The 14,557-nt window shown below is 63.8% G+C and carries 14 protein-coding genes and 1 pseudogene; 12 read left to right on the top strand and 3 right to left on the bottom strand.

The annotated features are described in order from the left end of the window. Positions 1 to 20 precede the first annotated feature (20 nt). Both BLW71_RS08500 and BLW71_RS08495 read right to left on the bottom strand, forming a co-directional pair. The gene (locus BLW71_RS08500; protein ID WP_286161952.1) at positions 21 to 362 is read right to left on the bottom strand and encodes a hypothetical protein; all 342 of its coding nucleotides are present in this window, start codon (positions 360 to 362) and stop codon (positions 21 to 23) included. Continuing rightward, positions 359 to 724, bottom strand: a complete 366-nt coding sequence (locus tag BLW71_RS08495; protein ID WP_091795055.1) for a tlde1 domain-containing protein — start codon at positions 722 to 724, stop codon at positions 359 to 361. Before BLW71_RS08495 ends, BLW71_RS08500 begins: the two co-directional genes overlap by 4 nt. A gap of 130 nt (positions 725 to 854) precedes the next feature. Between BLW71_RS08495 and BLW71_RS08490 the strand changes: the two are divergent. After that, a pseudogene (locus tag BLW71_RS08490) lies at positions 855 to 1,184 on the top strand (cysteine dioxygenase family protein); the annotation flags it as partial. Further along, on the top strand, positions 1,181 to 2,782 hold the full coding sequence (locus tag BLW71_RS08485) for a rhodanese-related sulfurtransferase (protein ID WP_091795053.1): 1,602 nt from the start codon (positions 1,181 to 1,183) through the stop codon (positions 2,780 to 2,782). The pseudogene BLW71_RS08490 and the gene BLW71_RS08485, both read left to right, overlap by 4 nt. A 116-nt stretch (positions 2,783 to 2,898) precedes the next feature. Here BLW71_RS08485 and BLW71_RS08480 read toward each other — a convergent pair whose 3' ends face one another. Further along, positions 2,899 to 3,810, bottom strand: a complete 912-nt coding sequence (locus tag BLW71_RS08480) for a LysR family transcriptional regulator (protein ID WP_091800606.1) — start codon at positions 3,808 to 3,810, stop codon at positions 2,899 to 2,901. Between the two features lie 222 nt (positions 3,811 to 4,032). On the opposite strand from BLW71_RS08480, the gene BLW71_RS08475 reads away from it, so the two are divergent. The 10 genes from BLW71_RS08475 (at position 4,033) to astA (ending at position 14,555) form a co-directional block, all read left to right on the top strand. Continuing rightward, positions 4,033 to 4,980 carry an ABC transporter substrate-binding protein gene (locus BLW71_RS08475; protein WP_091795050.1) on the top strand — a complete coding sequence of 316 codons (948 nt, stop codon included), beginning with the start codon at positions 4,033 to 4,035 and terminating at the stop codon, positions 4,978 to 4,980. 826 nt (positions 4,981 to 5,806) lie between these two features. After that, positions 5,807 to 6,358, top strand: coding sequence for a hypothetical protein (locus BLW71_RS08465; RefSeq protein WP_091795044.1), 552 nt, complete (start codon positions 5,807 to 5,809; stop codon positions 6,356 to 6,358). 35 nt (positions 6,359 to 6,393) lie between these two features. Beyond that, positions 6,394 to 7,347 (top strand): patatin-like phospholipase family protein, encoded by a 954-nt coding sequence (locus tag BLW71_RS08460; protein ID WP_091795041.1) that lies wholly within the window; start codon positions 6,394 to 6,396, stop codon positions 7,345 to 7,347. Positions 7,348 to 7,634: 287 nt separating this feature from the next. Beyond that, complete coding sequence (locus tag BLW71_RS08455; protein ID WP_012432581.1) at positions 7,635 to 8,324, top strand: ABC transporter permease; 690 nt, start codon at positions 7,635 to 7,637, stop codon at positions 8,322 to 8,324. Positions 8,325 to 8,328: 4 nt separating this feature from the next. Continuing rightward, positions 8,329 to 9,042, top strand: coding sequence for an ABC transporter permease (locus BLW71_RS08450; protein ID WP_091795039.1), 714 nt, complete (start codon positions 8,329 to 8,331; stop codon positions 9,040 to 9,042). Positions 9,043 to 9,087: 45 nt separating this feature from the next. Then, positions 9,088 to 9,915 (top strand): ABC transporter ATP-binding protein, encoded by an 828-nt coding sequence (locus BLW71_RS08445; protein WP_091800603.1) that lies wholly within the window; start codon positions 9,088 to 9,090, stop codon positions 9,913 to 9,915. A gap of 38 nt (positions 9,916 to 9,953) precedes the next feature. Beyond that, complete coding sequence (locus tag BLW71_RS08440) at positions 9,954 to 11,003, top strand: GlxA family transcriptional regulator (protein WP_091795036.1); 1,050 nt, start codon at positions 9,954 to 9,956, stop codon at positions 11,001 to 11,003. A 182-nt stretch (positions 11,004 to 11,185) separates the two neighbouring features. Further along, the gene (locus BLW71_RS08435) at positions 11,186 to 12,421 is read left to right on the top strand and encodes an aspartate aminotransferase family protein (RefSeq protein ID WP_091795033.1); all 1,236 of its coding nucleotides are present in this window, start codon (positions 11,186 to 11,188) and stop codon (positions 12,419 to 12,421) included. A gap of 41 nt (positions 12,422 to 12,462) precedes the next feature. Beyond that, positions 12,463 to 13,521: an arginine/ornithine succinyltransferase subunit alpha gene (gene aruF / locus BLW71_RS08430; protein WP_091795031.1), complete on the top strand. Its 1,059-nt coding sequence runs from the start codon at positions 12,463 to 12,465 to the stop codon at positions 13,519 to 13,521. After that, entirely contained in the window at positions 13,518 to 14,555 is a 1,038-nt protein-coding gene (astA, locus tag BLW71_RS08425; RefSeq protein ID WP_091795028.1) for an arginine N-succinyltransferase, read from the top strand. Before aruF ends, astA begins: the two co-directional genes overlap by 4 nt. The last annotated feature ends 2 nt before the right edge of the window (positions 14,556 to 14,557 follow it).

Raw genomic sequence — 14,557 nt, 5'->3', positions numbered from 1 at the left:
AAAGGGCTGAAATGATCAGACTACTTGATGTCGATTTTTTGCGTCACGACCCACACGACGGGATCGGACATTGAGCACTCTGCCGAACTGGCTTCGCTTGACGTGATGACCTCAATTGCGTGTCCGGTTTGTTCGTAAAAGGTGATGTCGTAGACATCGCGCCAAAGGTCTTTGCCGATTTTTTCCGAGGCGATCCGCACTGCCTTGGTTTTCGAGTCGTCAATTTTGACCGGATCCGTGATACCGACGTTTTTCAGAATGAGCGGCGTTATATTTTTTGGCCAACTCGCGCATTGCGAAGGCGAGCCGGCGAAACACAGGGCAGGGGCCGTCAGCATGGCCACAATGGCGGCGGCCCTCACAGGGTCACCGCGATCGTGTGGTCGCCGCTTTCCCAGATGCACCGGCGCGTGACGATATTGACGATCACGCAGCCGTCGGACGCAGCGCCCGGATGAGCGGTGCTGTCGCCGTGAATCATGAAGCCTGAGCGGCGGTAGGTAACAGTGCCAGGTAAAGGTGTGAGTCGCATTGCGTAAGGACCGGCATGTGGATGAGTAAATGGCGCGCCGATCGTCCAGGTTCCTCGCGGAATGGGTCCGATCATGGCCTCATTTTGTCGCGACGGGTTATTTTTTCCTCGCCCGCGTCCGCTATATCCGACTCCGGCAAGAGTGCCGTCGTGCTCGATTCGACCGGTGTTCTGACGGTAGATCCAAGGCATTCGTTCACCTCATTGGCATGTAAGGATCGAGATATTACTGACTCCGGTGTCTCAAAATCGAATTGGTATGCAGGTTGGGAATAAACATGTGTCGCTCATTTGTTTGAGCAATTTCCCGCTACGTGTCGGCTGGGGGCTGATCGGCGTACTACGTGGCGCGGAAATTGCGCAGGGGTACCGTGTCACCGCCGACGGCGCGCTAGAGGAAGAGGGTGCGGCAAAACGGCTCGATGCCGGCGCGGTGGATGCGGTGTCGCCGAGCATTGGCGATATCCATCGCGTGAGTAACGCTTTTGGTGACCGTACGTCGATCAGCATTCACGTGTACGGTGCAAATATCGGCGCGGTGAAACGGTCCGTCTATCTGGGCGGCGCCGCCCGCAAGCTGTTTATTTCCGGCTACGCAAACGACGTGTTGCCGAATATCTGGAATGTAGCGAAGGAGTCTCCGATCTCATGAGTTTCGTTCAGGCATTTCGTACCCGATCATTCGAAGATGTGCGCTACGCACTGCTCGAGCACGAGGAAATCGCGCTCGTGGACGTGCGCGAGGAAGATCCGCACGCCCGCAGTCATCCGCTGTTTGCAGCGAATCTGCCGCTTTCGCGGCTCGAACTCGACGCGCCGGTGCGTTTGCCGCGCCAGGCCGTGCCGATCGTGGTGTTCGACGCCGGTGAAGGGCTCGCCGAACGCGCCGCGCGCCGTTTGACCGAGTTGGGTTATACCGACGTCGCCCTGCTTGAAGGCGGTTTGCAAGGCTGGCGCGAGGCCGGCGGCGAGTTGTTCCAGGACGTCAACGTGCCGAGCAAGGCATTCGGCGAACTGGTGGAAAGCGAGCGCCATACACCGTCGCTCGCCGCGCCGCAGGTGCAGGCGCTGCTCGACCATGAAGCCGACGTGGTGGTGCTCGACGCCCGCCGCTTCGACGAATATCACACCATGAATATTCCCGGCAGCGTCAGCGTGCCGGGCGCCGAACTGGTGCTGCGCGCCCGCCAGCTCGCGCCGGATCCGGCTACGCGGATCATCGTCAATTGTGCGGGGCGCACGCGCAGCATTATTGGCGCGCAGTCGCTGATCAATGCGGGCGTGCCGAATCCGGTCGCGGCGCTGCGCAATGGCACGATCGGCTGGACGCTGGCCGGGCAGGCGCTTGCGCACGGCAGTTCGCGCCGCTTCGAGCCGATCGTCGACGATAAGGTGCGTCTGGCCGCCGCCGACTCCGCGCGCGCGGTGGCGGATCGCGCGAGGGTGGGCCGCACCTCACGCGACGAAGCGCGCCGCTGGGCCGGCGAAGCCGTGCGCACCGTGTATCGCTTCGACGTGCGCACGCCGGAAGAATACGAAGCGGGTCACGTGCCCGGTTTTCGTAGCGCGCCGGGCGGCCAGCTCGTGCAGGAAACCGATATATTCGCGCCGGTGCGCGGCGCGCGCGTGATCCTTGCGGATAACGACGGCGTGCGTGCCAACATGACCGCGTCGTGGCTCGCGCAGATGAATGTCGACGTGTATGTGGTCGATGGGTTGACGGCCGCCGACTTCGGCGAAAAAGGCGCGGCGCCCGCGGCCCGTCATGCGCCCACGCCGCCCGACGCCGACGAAATCTCCGCGGCTGAGCTCGTCACGCTGTTGCAATCGCCGGGCACGGCGGTGCTCGACTTCACCACCAGCGCCAATTACGTGAAGCGGCATATTCCCGGCGCGTGGTTCGTGATTCGCGGCGAACTGGAAAAGGCGCTGCTCAAGCTTCCCGATGCGCAGCGCTACGTGGTGACCTGCGGAAGTAGTCTGCTCGCGCGTTTTGCGGCGCCTGACGTCGCGGCATTGACCGGCAAGCCGGTGCAGGTGCTGCGGGGCGGCACGGCGGCGTGGATCGAGGCCGGCTTGCCCGTCGAGAGCGGCGAGACGCGACTGGCGTCGCCGCGTATCGATCGCTACCGGCGTCCTTATGAGGGCACGGATAACGCGCGCGAGGCGATGAATGCGTATCTGGAGTGGGAATATGGTCTTGTCGCGCAGCTTGGGCGCGATGGTACGCATGGGTTCCGCGTGATCTGAGCGGCTGGGTTCCGCGTGATCTGAGCGGCTGGCTTGCAGCGAGTGCTCGAAGTGTTCGCAACGCTCGCAGCAGCAGTCGAGTCAGATAATCGAAACAGCAGGGCGCAGCGCGCGTTTCAGGCCGCGCGCTGCGCGCGCGCTTCCTTGAACTGCCGCTCGATCGCGGCGCCGAAGCGCTCCACAGGTTGCTGCAATTTGCCGAGCACGCGCGGCTGCACGAGCCAGATGTCGATGAGTGGCTTGAAGTCGCTGATCGGGACGATATCGAGCGCATTCGCATGAGCGCTCGCCTGCAGGAGCGGTAGCGGCACCAGACCGAGACCGTTGCCGTCGGCGACGAGCTGCAACTGCAACTCGGTGCCGGGCGTTTCCAGGTTCAGCTTGAGAGCGAGCCCGAGGCCGGTGAGTGCGCGCTGTAAACCGTCGCGGAATCCGCAGCCGTCCGGATTCAACACCCAACCGATCGACTGGCATTCCGTCAGCGTGTGCGCACGTTTTTTCAGCAGGCCTTTCTGCGCGACGACGGCCAGTTTGATGCGGCCAAGCGAGCGGGCCGACAGCGCCTCGTCGAAGGTCTTGTTGCTGGGCAGCAGGATCGCTGCCGCGTCGAGTTCCCCTTGTTCGACCTGTTGCAGCAACTGGCCGCCCCAGCCGGTCGAGGCGCGCGCCTGCAGATTGGGATAGTCCGTTTTCAGGCCGCGTATCGCTTCGCTGAGCGCGATATCGGCGATCGTCTGCGCGACGCCGAGGCGCAGCGTGCCGACCGGCGGCGTGTCGGCGGCGACGATCTCGCGCAGCACGTCGAGTTCGCGCTGGATCACACGGCATTGCTCATAGACGATGCGTCCCGTGGCCGTTGCCTTCAGCGGCCGCGTATTACGGTCGAGCAATTCGACGCCGAGCGCTTCTTCGAAATTTTGCAGACGGCGCGTGATGGCCGGTTGCGTGAGGCCGAGCGAGAGCGCCGCCTGCTGCAGCGACTCACAGCGAATCACGGTGACGTAGGCGTCGATTTCGTCGATCTTCATGGTGGGCGGTGACCAATGATGGTGCAAAAGAATGCGCTCGATCATACTCGTATCGTGCGCGCTCACCGCTTGTAGCCGAAGAAAATTCGCATATTTGCTTAGCAGAATAATGCGTTTGTCTTATACAAAGGCGTGCCTTATCGTCGTTGCAAATCCACTCGATGCGACGATGTACGCGCTGCCATGACGACTTCTCGTTTTTCTTCTGCAATCCGATCTGTTATGCAACGCGTGAAGTTGCTGCCGACTGGCGTTGCCGCGCTTGCGGTGTCAGCGTCGCTATGCGCCGCGCCGTCTTATGCACCGGATCTGCCCGTGCTCAAGGTCGGCGATCAGTCCTTGCAGACGCGCGGCATTCTCGAAGCGTCCGGCCAGTTGAAAGACCTGCCGTACAAGATCGAATGGTTCAACTTTCCGGCCGCGCAGCCGCTCGGCGAAGCGTTGAATGCGGGCGCGGTCGACGTCGGCGGTCTCGGCGATGCGCCGCTGGTGTTCGCCCTTGCCGCCGGTGCGCGGGTGAGAGCGGTCGCGGCGACACGCTCGACGCCGCTGGATCTGGCGATCGTGGTCGGCGCGCATTCGCCGCTGAACGACGCCGCGAGTCTGAAGGGCAAACGCATTGCCACGACGCGCGGCTCGATCGGCCACTACCTCGCGCTCGCCGCGTTGAAGAAAGCCAACGTGCCGCTCGCCGACGTCACCTTCGTGTTCCTCGCGCCGGCCGACGCGAAAGCGGCGCTCGCCTCGGGCAGCGTCGACGCCTGGTCGGTGTGGGACCCGTACACCGCGCTCGGCGAAGCGCGCGATCACGACCGCATCATCGCCAACGGCGTGGGCCTGTCGGAAGGTCTCAGCTATCAGGTGGCGACAGAACGCGCGATCGCCGACAAGCGTACGCAGCTCGCCGACTTTTTGCGGCGCGTGGCGATCGGCCAGCGCTGGGCGCTCTCGCATCCCGACGAAGTCGCGGCGATGCAGTCGCGCGTTACGGGTTTGCCGCCCGAGGTGCTGAAGACCGTCTATCAGCGCGGCCAGGTGCATCCGGTGGCGATCGACGACAGCGTCGTGGCCGCGCAGCAGCGCACGGCGGACACCTACGAAGCGGCCAATGTGATCCGCGCGCATCTGGACGTGCGGCCGAGCTTCGACCGCAGTTTCCCTTTGCCTTGATGCGGTCGACAGGCATTTGCGCATGAATGCCCGTGATTGCCGACAGCGCCGAGACACGGCGTCATCCGCTCGATAGCGAGATGCATTCGACGCTTGCTGGCGCAACTCGCGGACGAGTTCGCCGCAAGCGTCGCGCACCGCGACCGCAAGGCTGAATTCCCGCACGCCAATCTCGCGCGCTGCGCGTGCGCGGTCGGCATTCCTATGAAAGCGCTGCCACTCAAAGCAAATCATCTGCCGATTCGGTGTAAACGCGCTCTCGTCTAAATCCGCCAATCCGTTTAGATTAGCTGCACTTGGAAGGCTTATCGAGGGACCAGGGCGGCCAGTCAAGCAGCGGTTTGCCATTCCGGCGATGGCGCGAGGTGAGCAGCCAAGGTTGCTCACCGCTTCGTCCGGGACCAGACCGCTGCGCGTCGTCCGTGGCGCTTCGTTTTTAGTCGGCCGGACGGCCGATTTTACTTTCCCGGTCGACCGTATCGACCGACCCGGCGACGCTTTGCACAGCGTCGCCTTTTTGCTTGTGGCGACCGTTTTGCGCGCGATTTTCGCGTGTGGCCCGCGCGTCGCCCGTGCGGCCGGAGCCTCGCCTTCGCGTGGCCTTCCGCCGTCGCCGACTTCGCCCCGCGAATTCTAACTCCGCAGCTTCTAACTTCGCCTCCGCGGCATCCGCCTCCGCCTTCGTCACCGTTGCGCACCCTGTGCGACTGCGCACACCGCCGTGCGGCGCCCGCTCGCGGTTTTGCCCGTGCGCGGTTATCCTGTAGCGGACACTACACAACGGGATGCGGGCTTTCGCGGGCCGCATCCGAACAGGAAATCCGCTGTGAGCCTGAAACTGCTTACTGTCGCCATGCTGGCCGCGTCCGTCGCGTTGACCGGTTGCGACGACCAACAGAGCGACCGCGCCGTGCGAAAACTCAAGGAATTCTTCAACGCCGTCAAACCGGACGCGTTACTGCTCAAGGACATGACGCCGGGCGTCACGACCGAAGCGCAGATTCGCGACCAGATGGGCAAGCCGGAAACCGAGCGCACCTTCACCGACGGTTCGAAACGCTTCGAGTATCCGCGCGGCCCGCAAGGCTTGAATACGTACATGGTCGACATCGATCGCGACGGTAAATTGCAGGCCATCACGCAGGTGCTGACGGCGGCCAACTTCGCAAAGATCCGCATCGGCATGAGCGAGGACGAAGTGCGCCGCCTGCTCGGCAAGCCCGGCCAGGTCGCGGTGTTTCCGCTCAAGCCGGAAACCGTGTGGAGCTGGAAGTGGCGCGAAGGCGGCGTGACCGAAGAAGGGATTTTCAACGTGCATTTCGACCAGTATCAGAAGGTGTACACGACATCGCGCTCTGACGTGATTCGTGGGCGATAGCGGTGAGTGATAAAAGAGAGCAAGCGGGGAAGATCATGATACGTCGACGTCGATACAGCCGGATCGGGCTGGTGTTGGGGGGCGGCGCCGCGCGCGGCTGGGCGCATATCGGCGCGATTCGCGCGTTGCACGATGCGGGCATCCGGCCCGATGTGGTCTGCGGCACGTCGATCGGCGCGCTGGTGGGCGCGGTGTATGCGAACGGCGATCTCGACTGGCTGGAAGAGTGGGTCTCGCGGCTCACCTGGCAGACGGTGGTGCGCCTGCTCGATCTGCGGCTTTCGGGCGGCCTGCTCGGCGGGCGCAAGGTGATCCAGTTGTTCGCCGACAAGTTCAACGGCCGTTCGATCGCGCAGTTGAACATGCCGTTCGCGGCGGTCGCGACCGAACTCGACTCGGGCCGCGAAAGCTGGCTGCAGGACGGCAGTGTGGTCGAGGCGGTGCGCGCCTCGATTGCGATTCCCGGCATTTTCACGCCGGTGTGGCACAACGGCGTCTGGCTGGTGGACGGTGGTTTGAGCAACCCGGTGCCGGTTTCGGTGGCGCGGGGCATGCGCGCGGATTGCGTGATCGCCGTCGATCTGAACAACGATATCCTGAACGGCCGCGATTTCGGCGGCGCGGTGGTCGATACGCCGGCCATCGACCCGGCCGAGCCTCAGGCGGTCGCGCTACGCCGCAACGGCAAGCCCTGGCCACGCTGGCTCGCGCCCGCCGATGCGCGCGTCACGGACGACGTGCGCGTGCCGCCCGCACCGAGCGCGCGCGTGCCGTCCATGCTGAGTTCGATCGCACAAAGCATCGACATCATGCAGGTGCGGATTACGCGCAGCCGTCTGGCGGGCGAACCGGCGGACATTCTGATCCAGCCGCGGCTGGGCGGCATGGGGATCTTCGATTTTCATCGCGCGGCGCCTGCCATCGAGGAGGGGCGCGCGGCGGTGGAGCACATGCTGCCGGCGATTCGGGCGCGCCTGGGCATCGATTAGGGCGTTCCGGCGGTCCGCCGTCTATCGAAAAAGCGACCCGAAACTTGCTAAATCGCGGCGGCGCTCGCCGCGCGCTGCCTGCCTTACAAATTCCCACAACCCTCAAAACCAAGCCCTGCACGCCGTGCAATGCGCCAAGGGCCGCTCTGTTGCGTTGCAGCAAAACGCCCGCGCGCCTTTGAGAATTTAATTTTCGCTTGCGAGACTCCGCGCCATGCTGGACGAGTCGGGCAGGCATGAGCCGACACCGTCCAAGACATCCTCAAACAACCTGGATGGAGACACGCGTGTTCCTATACGGCTTTGGCCCGGTGTTGCTGGCCGGCACGATCCAGACGATCGAGCTGTCCGTCCTGTCGCTGGCGGCCGCGGTGCTGCTCGGCCTCGCGGGTGCGGCGGCGAAACTTTCGTTCAACCGCCCGCTGCGGGCAATCGCGACCGGCTACACGACGCTGATCCGCTCGGTGCCCGACCTCGTGCTGATGCTGCTGCTGTTCTACAGCATCCAGATCGCGGTCAACAATCTCACCGACGCGCTCAATCTCCCGCAGTTCGATATCGATCCGTTCGTGGCCGGCGTGCTGACGCTCGGCTTCATCTACGGTGCGTACTTCACCGAGACCTTCCGCGGCGCTTTTCTCGCCGTGCCGCGCGGCCAGCTTGAAGCGGGCAGCGCGTACGGCATGAGCGGCGCGCGCGTATTCACGCGCATCCTGTTTCCGCAGATGATGCGTTTCGCGCTGCCGGGCATCGGCAACAACTGGCAGGTGCTGGTGAAGGCCACCGCGCTGGTGTCGATCATCGGTCTCGCCGACGTCGTCAAAGCCGCGCAGGACGCCGGCAAAAGCACCTTCAACATGTTTTTCTTCATCCTGGTCGCCGCGCTGATCTATCTGGCGATCACCACCGCTTCGAATCTCGTGCTGATCTGGTTGGAAAAGCGCTATTCGATCGGTGTGCGGCACGCGGAGCTTTAAGACCATGATCGACATTCTCAATGAATTCTGGCGCGCGTTTCTGTACTGGGACGGCCAGCGCATCTCGGGTCTCGCGGTCACGCTGTGGCTGCTGGTGGCGTCGGTCGGGATCGGCTTCTGCGCGGCGATTCCGCTGGCGGTGGCGCGCGTGTCGAAGAAGCGCTGGCTCTCCACGCCGGTGCGTCTTTACACTTACGTGTTTCGCGGCACGCCGCTGTACGTGCAACTGCTGCTGATCTACACCGGCATGTACAGCCTCGAATTCGTGCGCTCGCATCAACTGCTGGACGCGTTTTTCCGCAGCGGTTTTCACTGCGCGATTCTCGCCTTCGCATTGAACACGTGCGCGTACACCACGGAAATTTTCGCCGGCGCGATCCGTTCGACCTCGCACGGCGAAGTGGAAGCGGCGCGCGCCTACGGCATGAGCTGGTTCACGATGTACCGCCGCATTGTGATACCGTCCGCGCTGCGCCGGGCCTTGCCGTTGTACAGTAACGAAGTGATCCTGATGCTGCACGCCACCACGGTCGCCTTCACGGCCACGGTGCCGGACATCCTGAAGGTGGCGCGCGACGCGAACTCGGCCACTTACCAGTCGTTCGACGCGTTCGGCCTCGCGGCGCTGATCTATCTGGTGGTGTCGTTCGTGCTGGTGGCGTTGTTCCGCCGCGCCGAGCGCCATTGGCTAGGCTATCTCGCGGTGCGCACGCATTGAAACGTGCCGTGTTTGCAGTGGGCGGCGCGGCAGTCGCGCGCCGTCATGAAGATTGATCCGTATTTTCAAAGGGAGAGCATCTTGCTCCACACGACTCAAACCGAAGCTTGCAAGCTCGCCGTACAGGACATCCACAAGCGCTACGGCGACAACGAAGTGCTCAAGGGCGTGTCGCTCAACGCGAACAAGGGCGACGTGATCAGCATTATCGGTGCGAGCGGGTCGGGCAAGAGCACCTTTCTGCGCTGCATCAATTTTCTCGAGCGGCCGAACGCCGGGCAGATCGTCGTCGACGGCGAAGCGGTGAAGACCAAAACCGACCGCGCCGGCAATCTCGAAGTCGCGGATCACAAGCAGTTGCAGCGCATCCGCACGAAGCTCGCCATGGTGTTCCAGCACTTCAACCTGTGGGCGCACATGAACGTGATCGAGAACATCATCGAAGCGCCGATTCATGTTCTGGGTCTGAAGCGCAAGGAAGCCGAAGACCGCGCGCGTGAGTATCTCGAGAAGGTCGGTCTTGCACCGCGCCTCGAAAAGCAGTATCCGTCGCATCTGTCGGGCGGTCAGCAACAGCGTGTGGCGATTGCCCGCGCGCTGGCCATGAACCCCGACGTGATGCTGTTCGACGAACCGACTTCGGCGCTCGACCCCGAACTGGTCGGCGAAGTGCTGAAGGTCATGCAGAAGCTCGCCGAAGAAGGCCGCACCATGATCGTCGTCACGCACGAAATGGGTTTCGCGCGCAACGTGTCGAACCATGTGATGTTCCTGCATCAAGGCCGCACCGAAGAAGAAGGCCTGCCCGCGGAAGTCCTGAGCGCGCCGCGCAGCGAGCGGCTCAAGCAGTTCCTTTCTGGCAGCCTGAAGTAACGCGCGGCTCGCGCCGTAGCGTTTAATCCGTTTCAGCGATGGCTCGCACGTCCAGCCCGGCTCGCACCACGCAAGTCGCTATCGTCGCCTTGCCGCCCGTGTCGATGTCGGGCGTCGGGCCGATTGTCGACGCCCTCAATCTCGCCAATGAAATCGACGGCCGCGCGCTCTACCGCGTGCAGGTGTGCTCGTGGGACGGCCGCGCGGTGCCGCTCGCGGGCGGCGCGCAATGGCCGGCCGACGCCGCTTTCGGCGACGCGATTGCGTGCGACTGGCTGATCATCGTCAGCGAGCGGTTTCAGCAGTTCGCCGACTATCGCCTCTTTCTCGCCAGCCTCTCGCGGGTCGGTCAGCGCACGCCGCTCGTCACCGGCATTCACCACGGCGTGTGGTGGCTCGCCATGGCAGGGCAGTTGTCCGGCTACCGCGTGAGCGTCAACTGGGAAACCTATCAGCAGTTCTCCGAGCAGTTCGAACGCTCCATCGTCACGCAGCAGATCTTTGAAATCGACCGCGATCGCGCCACCTGCGCGGGCGGCCAGGCGACCGTCGACTTCATGCTGGCGATGATCGGCCGCGAGCACGGCCCCGAACTCGCGGATCGCATTGCGGATACGCTCGGCGTCGGCGCGTTGCGCGCGGGCGAGGAGCGTCAGCGCATTCCGTTCGTCACCGCGCCGGGCGAGCGCCATCCCCGCCTGAACGACGCCTTGCTGCTGATGGAAGCGAATATCGAAGATCCGCTCACCACCGACGAGATCGCGGGTCTGGTGGGCGTGTCGAGGCGGCAACTGGAGCGCCTCTTTCGCCAGTATCTCGGCTCGATGCCGTCCAAATACTATCTGGGGCTGCGGCTTTCCAAAGCGCGCACGCAATTGCAGCGCACCAGCAAATCGGTGGTGCAGATCAGTCTCGCTTGCGGGTTTTCGTCGGCGGCGCACTTTTCGAATGCGTACCGCGAACGCTTTGGTGTCACACCGCGAGAGGATCGTCGCAACTGGATTGACAAGCAGACCGGCGCGAGCGGCGCCGCGGCCAGCGAGCCGCGGCCGGGCGCGCTGATCGAGCGGCCGGATCAGGTGGACTGAAGCGCGGGCCAAGGCGCGGACCGCGGCAAGGGCCCAAAGCGCGGATTCAAGCCCGCTGCTCATTCACCGAACGCCGCCCGCTCGCGTGGAAGCTCATAGAAAGCGTCGCGTATGCGCAAGACGTATCGGGCGCAGTTACCTACACTAGCTGTATTACCTCTCACCTGTAACGAGGATTTGCCATGAACGACCTGACAGTGACACGCCAGACCTTCGACGAAGTCATGGTGCCGGTGTTTTCTCCCGCCGCCTTCGTGCCGGATCGCGGTCTCGGCTCACGCGTCTGGGATACGCAAGGCCGCGACTATATCGACTTCGCCGGCGGCATCGCCGTCACTGCGCTCGGTCATGCGCATCCCGAACTGCTGAAAGTGCTGCACGACCAGGGCGGCAAGCTGTGGCACATCGGCAATGGCTACACCAACGAGCCGGTGCTGCGTCTGGCCAAACGCCTCGAAGAGCTGACTTTCGCCGACCGCGCATTCTTCGCCAACTCGGGCGCGGAAGCGAATGAAGCCGCGTTGAAGCTGGCACGCCGCGTCGCGTTCGATCGCCACGGCGCCGACAAGATCGAAATCATCTCGTTTACGCAGTCGTTTCACGGCCGCACTTTCTTCACGGTGAGCGTCGGCGGCCAGCCGAAGTATTCGGAAGGCTTCGGCCCGGTGCCGGCCGGCATCACCCACTTGCCCTACAACGATATCGAAGCGGCGAAGAAAGCCATCGGCGCGCAAACCTGCGCGGTGATCGTCGAGCCGATTCAGGGCGAAGGCGGCGTGATCCCGGCGGATCCGGCGTTTCTGAAGGCACTGCGTGAAGCCTGCGATCAGCATGGCGCACTGCTGATTTTTGACGAGGTACAAACGGGTGTGGGCCGCAGCGGCTATTTCTACGCGTACCAGGAAACCGGCGTGACGCCGGACATCCTGACCACCGCCAAGGCGCTCGGCAATGGCTTCCCGATCGGCGCGATGCTGACCACCACTGAACTGGCCGCGCATTTCAAGGTCGGCGTGCACGGCACGACGTACGGCGGCAATCCGCTCGGCGCGGCGATCGCCGAAAAGGTCGTCGAACTGGTCAGCGATCCGAAGGTGCTCGAAGGCGTGCGTTCGCGTAGCGTTGCGCTGAAGGATCACCTCGCGAAGCTCAACGATCGCTTCGGCCTGTTCAAGGAAGTGCGCGGCAGGGGCCTGTTGATCGGTGCGGAACTGACCGATGCCTTCAAGGGCCGCGCGAAAGACTTCGTCACGGCCGCCGGCCAGCATGGCGTGATCATGCTGATGGCCGGTCCTGATGTGCTGCGTTTCGTGCCGTCGCTGATCATGCCGCTCGACGACATGAACGAGGGCTTCGCGCGTCTGACCCAGGCGATCGAAGGTATCGTCGGCGCGAAAGCTGAAGCGGCGTCGCACTGAGCCGCAGCATTGATCACGCGCCACATTCAACAGGAACGATGATGCTCTTTGTACGCCCAGGCCGCCTCGCCGATCTCGACGCGCTCGAGCATATGGCGCGCACCGCGCAACCGGTGCTGCATTCCCTGCCGCACGACCGGCGCGCGCTTGAAGCGCGCGTCGCGTTGTCGGAAGACTCGTTTCGCGCGGAAGTCGATTTTCCGGGCGAGGAGTTCTATCTGTTCGTGCTCGAAGATGCGTCAAGCGGCAAGCTGATGGGCACGGCGAGCATCGTCGCCGCGGCCGGTTATTCGGACCCGTTCTACGCGTTTCGCAACGACGCGCTGATTCATGCGTCGCGCGAACTGCACGTGAACCGCAAGATTCACGCGCTGACCATGTCGCATGAACTGACCGGCAAGAGCCGCCTCGCGGGTTATTACATCGACCCGTCGCTGCGTGGCGACGCCGCCGCGCATCTGATGTCGCGTGCCCGGATGATGTATATCGCCGCCAATCGCAAGCGGTTTACGCCGGAGGTGTTTTCGCTGCTGCTCGGCGTCACCGACGAGAAAGGCGTGTCGCCATTCTGGGAAGCGGTGGGGCGCAAGTTCTTCGGCCGGGACTTCGCCGACATCGAGATCGAATCGGGTGGCCGCAGCCGCACCTTCATCGCCGAAGTGATGCCCACGTATCCCATCTATGTGCCGTTGCTGCCCGAAGCGGCGCAGCGCGTGCTCGGCGAGCCGGATTCGAAGGCCTTGCTCGCGTACGACATCCATCTCGAGGAAGGCTTCGAGACGGATCGCTATGTCGATATTTTCGACGCGGGGCCAGTGCTGACCGCGCAAGTGGATCGCAGCGCCTGCGTCACGCGCAACGAAACACGCGAGGTGCGCGAGAGCAACGTGGCGGCTAACGGTGCGATGTATCTGATCGCGCATAACGGCGCGGACGGCGAGTTCCGTTGCGTGCTTGGCGAACTGGCGGCGGGCAAGGAAGCCGGCGCGCCGTTGCCGCAAGCGGCGCGTGCCGCGCTCGGCGTGCAGGAGGGCGACACGGTGCGCTGCGTGCCGTTGCACCAGTCGCAGCAGGACGAACAATCGGGAGACGCACGATGATCGTGGTTCGCGTTGTGCAACGAGGCGATGTGGACGCGCTCATGCGGCTCGCGCAGGAAACCGGTCCGGGACTGACCACCTTCAAGCCGGACCGCGAGGCGCTCGCGGCACGCGTGGAACGCGCGCGCCGCACGATGGAAGACAAGGCCGAGCCGTACGAAGCCGGCTACTTCTTCGTGATGGAAGACACGGATACGGGCGACGTCGCCGGCGTGTGCGGAATCGAAACCGCGGTGGGCCTGCAGCAGCCGTTCTACAACTATCGCGTGAGCACGGTGGTGCATGCGAGCCAGGACCTCGGCATCTGGACGCGCATGCGCGCGCTGAACATTTCGCACGACCTGACGGGTTACGCGGAAGTGTGCTCGCTGTTTTTGAGTCCGCGTTACCGCACGAGCGGCGTGGGCGGCTTGTTGTCGCGATCGCGCTTCATGTTTCTCGCGCAGTTTCGCGAGCGCTTTCCGCAGCGTTTGTGCGCGGAATTGCGCGGCCACTTCGACGCGGAAGGCACCTCGCCGTTCTGGCGCGCGGTCGGCTCGCATTTCTACCAGATCGACTTCAACGCGGCGGACTACCTGAGTTCGCACGGCCGCAAGGCGTTTCTCGCCGAGTTGATGCCGCGCTATCCGGTGTATGTCGAGTTGTTGCCGCAAGAGGCGCAGGACTGCGTGGGCCTCACGCATAACGACACGATTCCGGCGCGCCGCATGCTCGAAGCGGAAGGGCTGCGCTACGAGAATCACGTCGATATCTTCGACGCGGGTCCGGTTCTCGAATGCCATATCGCCGACTTGCGCACGGTGCGCGAGAGCGTGGTGGTGCCGGTCGAAATCGGCACGGCAAGCTCGGGTGCGCCGCAGGACGGGCCGAAATCGATGGTGTCGAATACGTCGTTGGGCGATTTTCGCGTCGGCGTGGTGGCGGGCGTGCCGCAGGACGGCGTGTTCCGTCTGAGCGAGGCCGAGGCCGCGGCGCTCGACGTCAAGGCAGGCGAGCTCGTGCGCGTGCTGCCGCAGAAACATAAACAGGGATGATC

The organism is Burkholderia sp. WP9 (assembly GCF_900104795.1).
Taxonomy (GTDB): Bacteria; Pseudomonadota; Gammaproteobacteria; order Burkholderiales; family Burkholderiaceae; genus Paraburkholderia.
The sequence above is the reverse complement of the archived record's forward strand: the minus strand, read 5'-3'. Positions and strand labels throughout refer to the sequence as shown.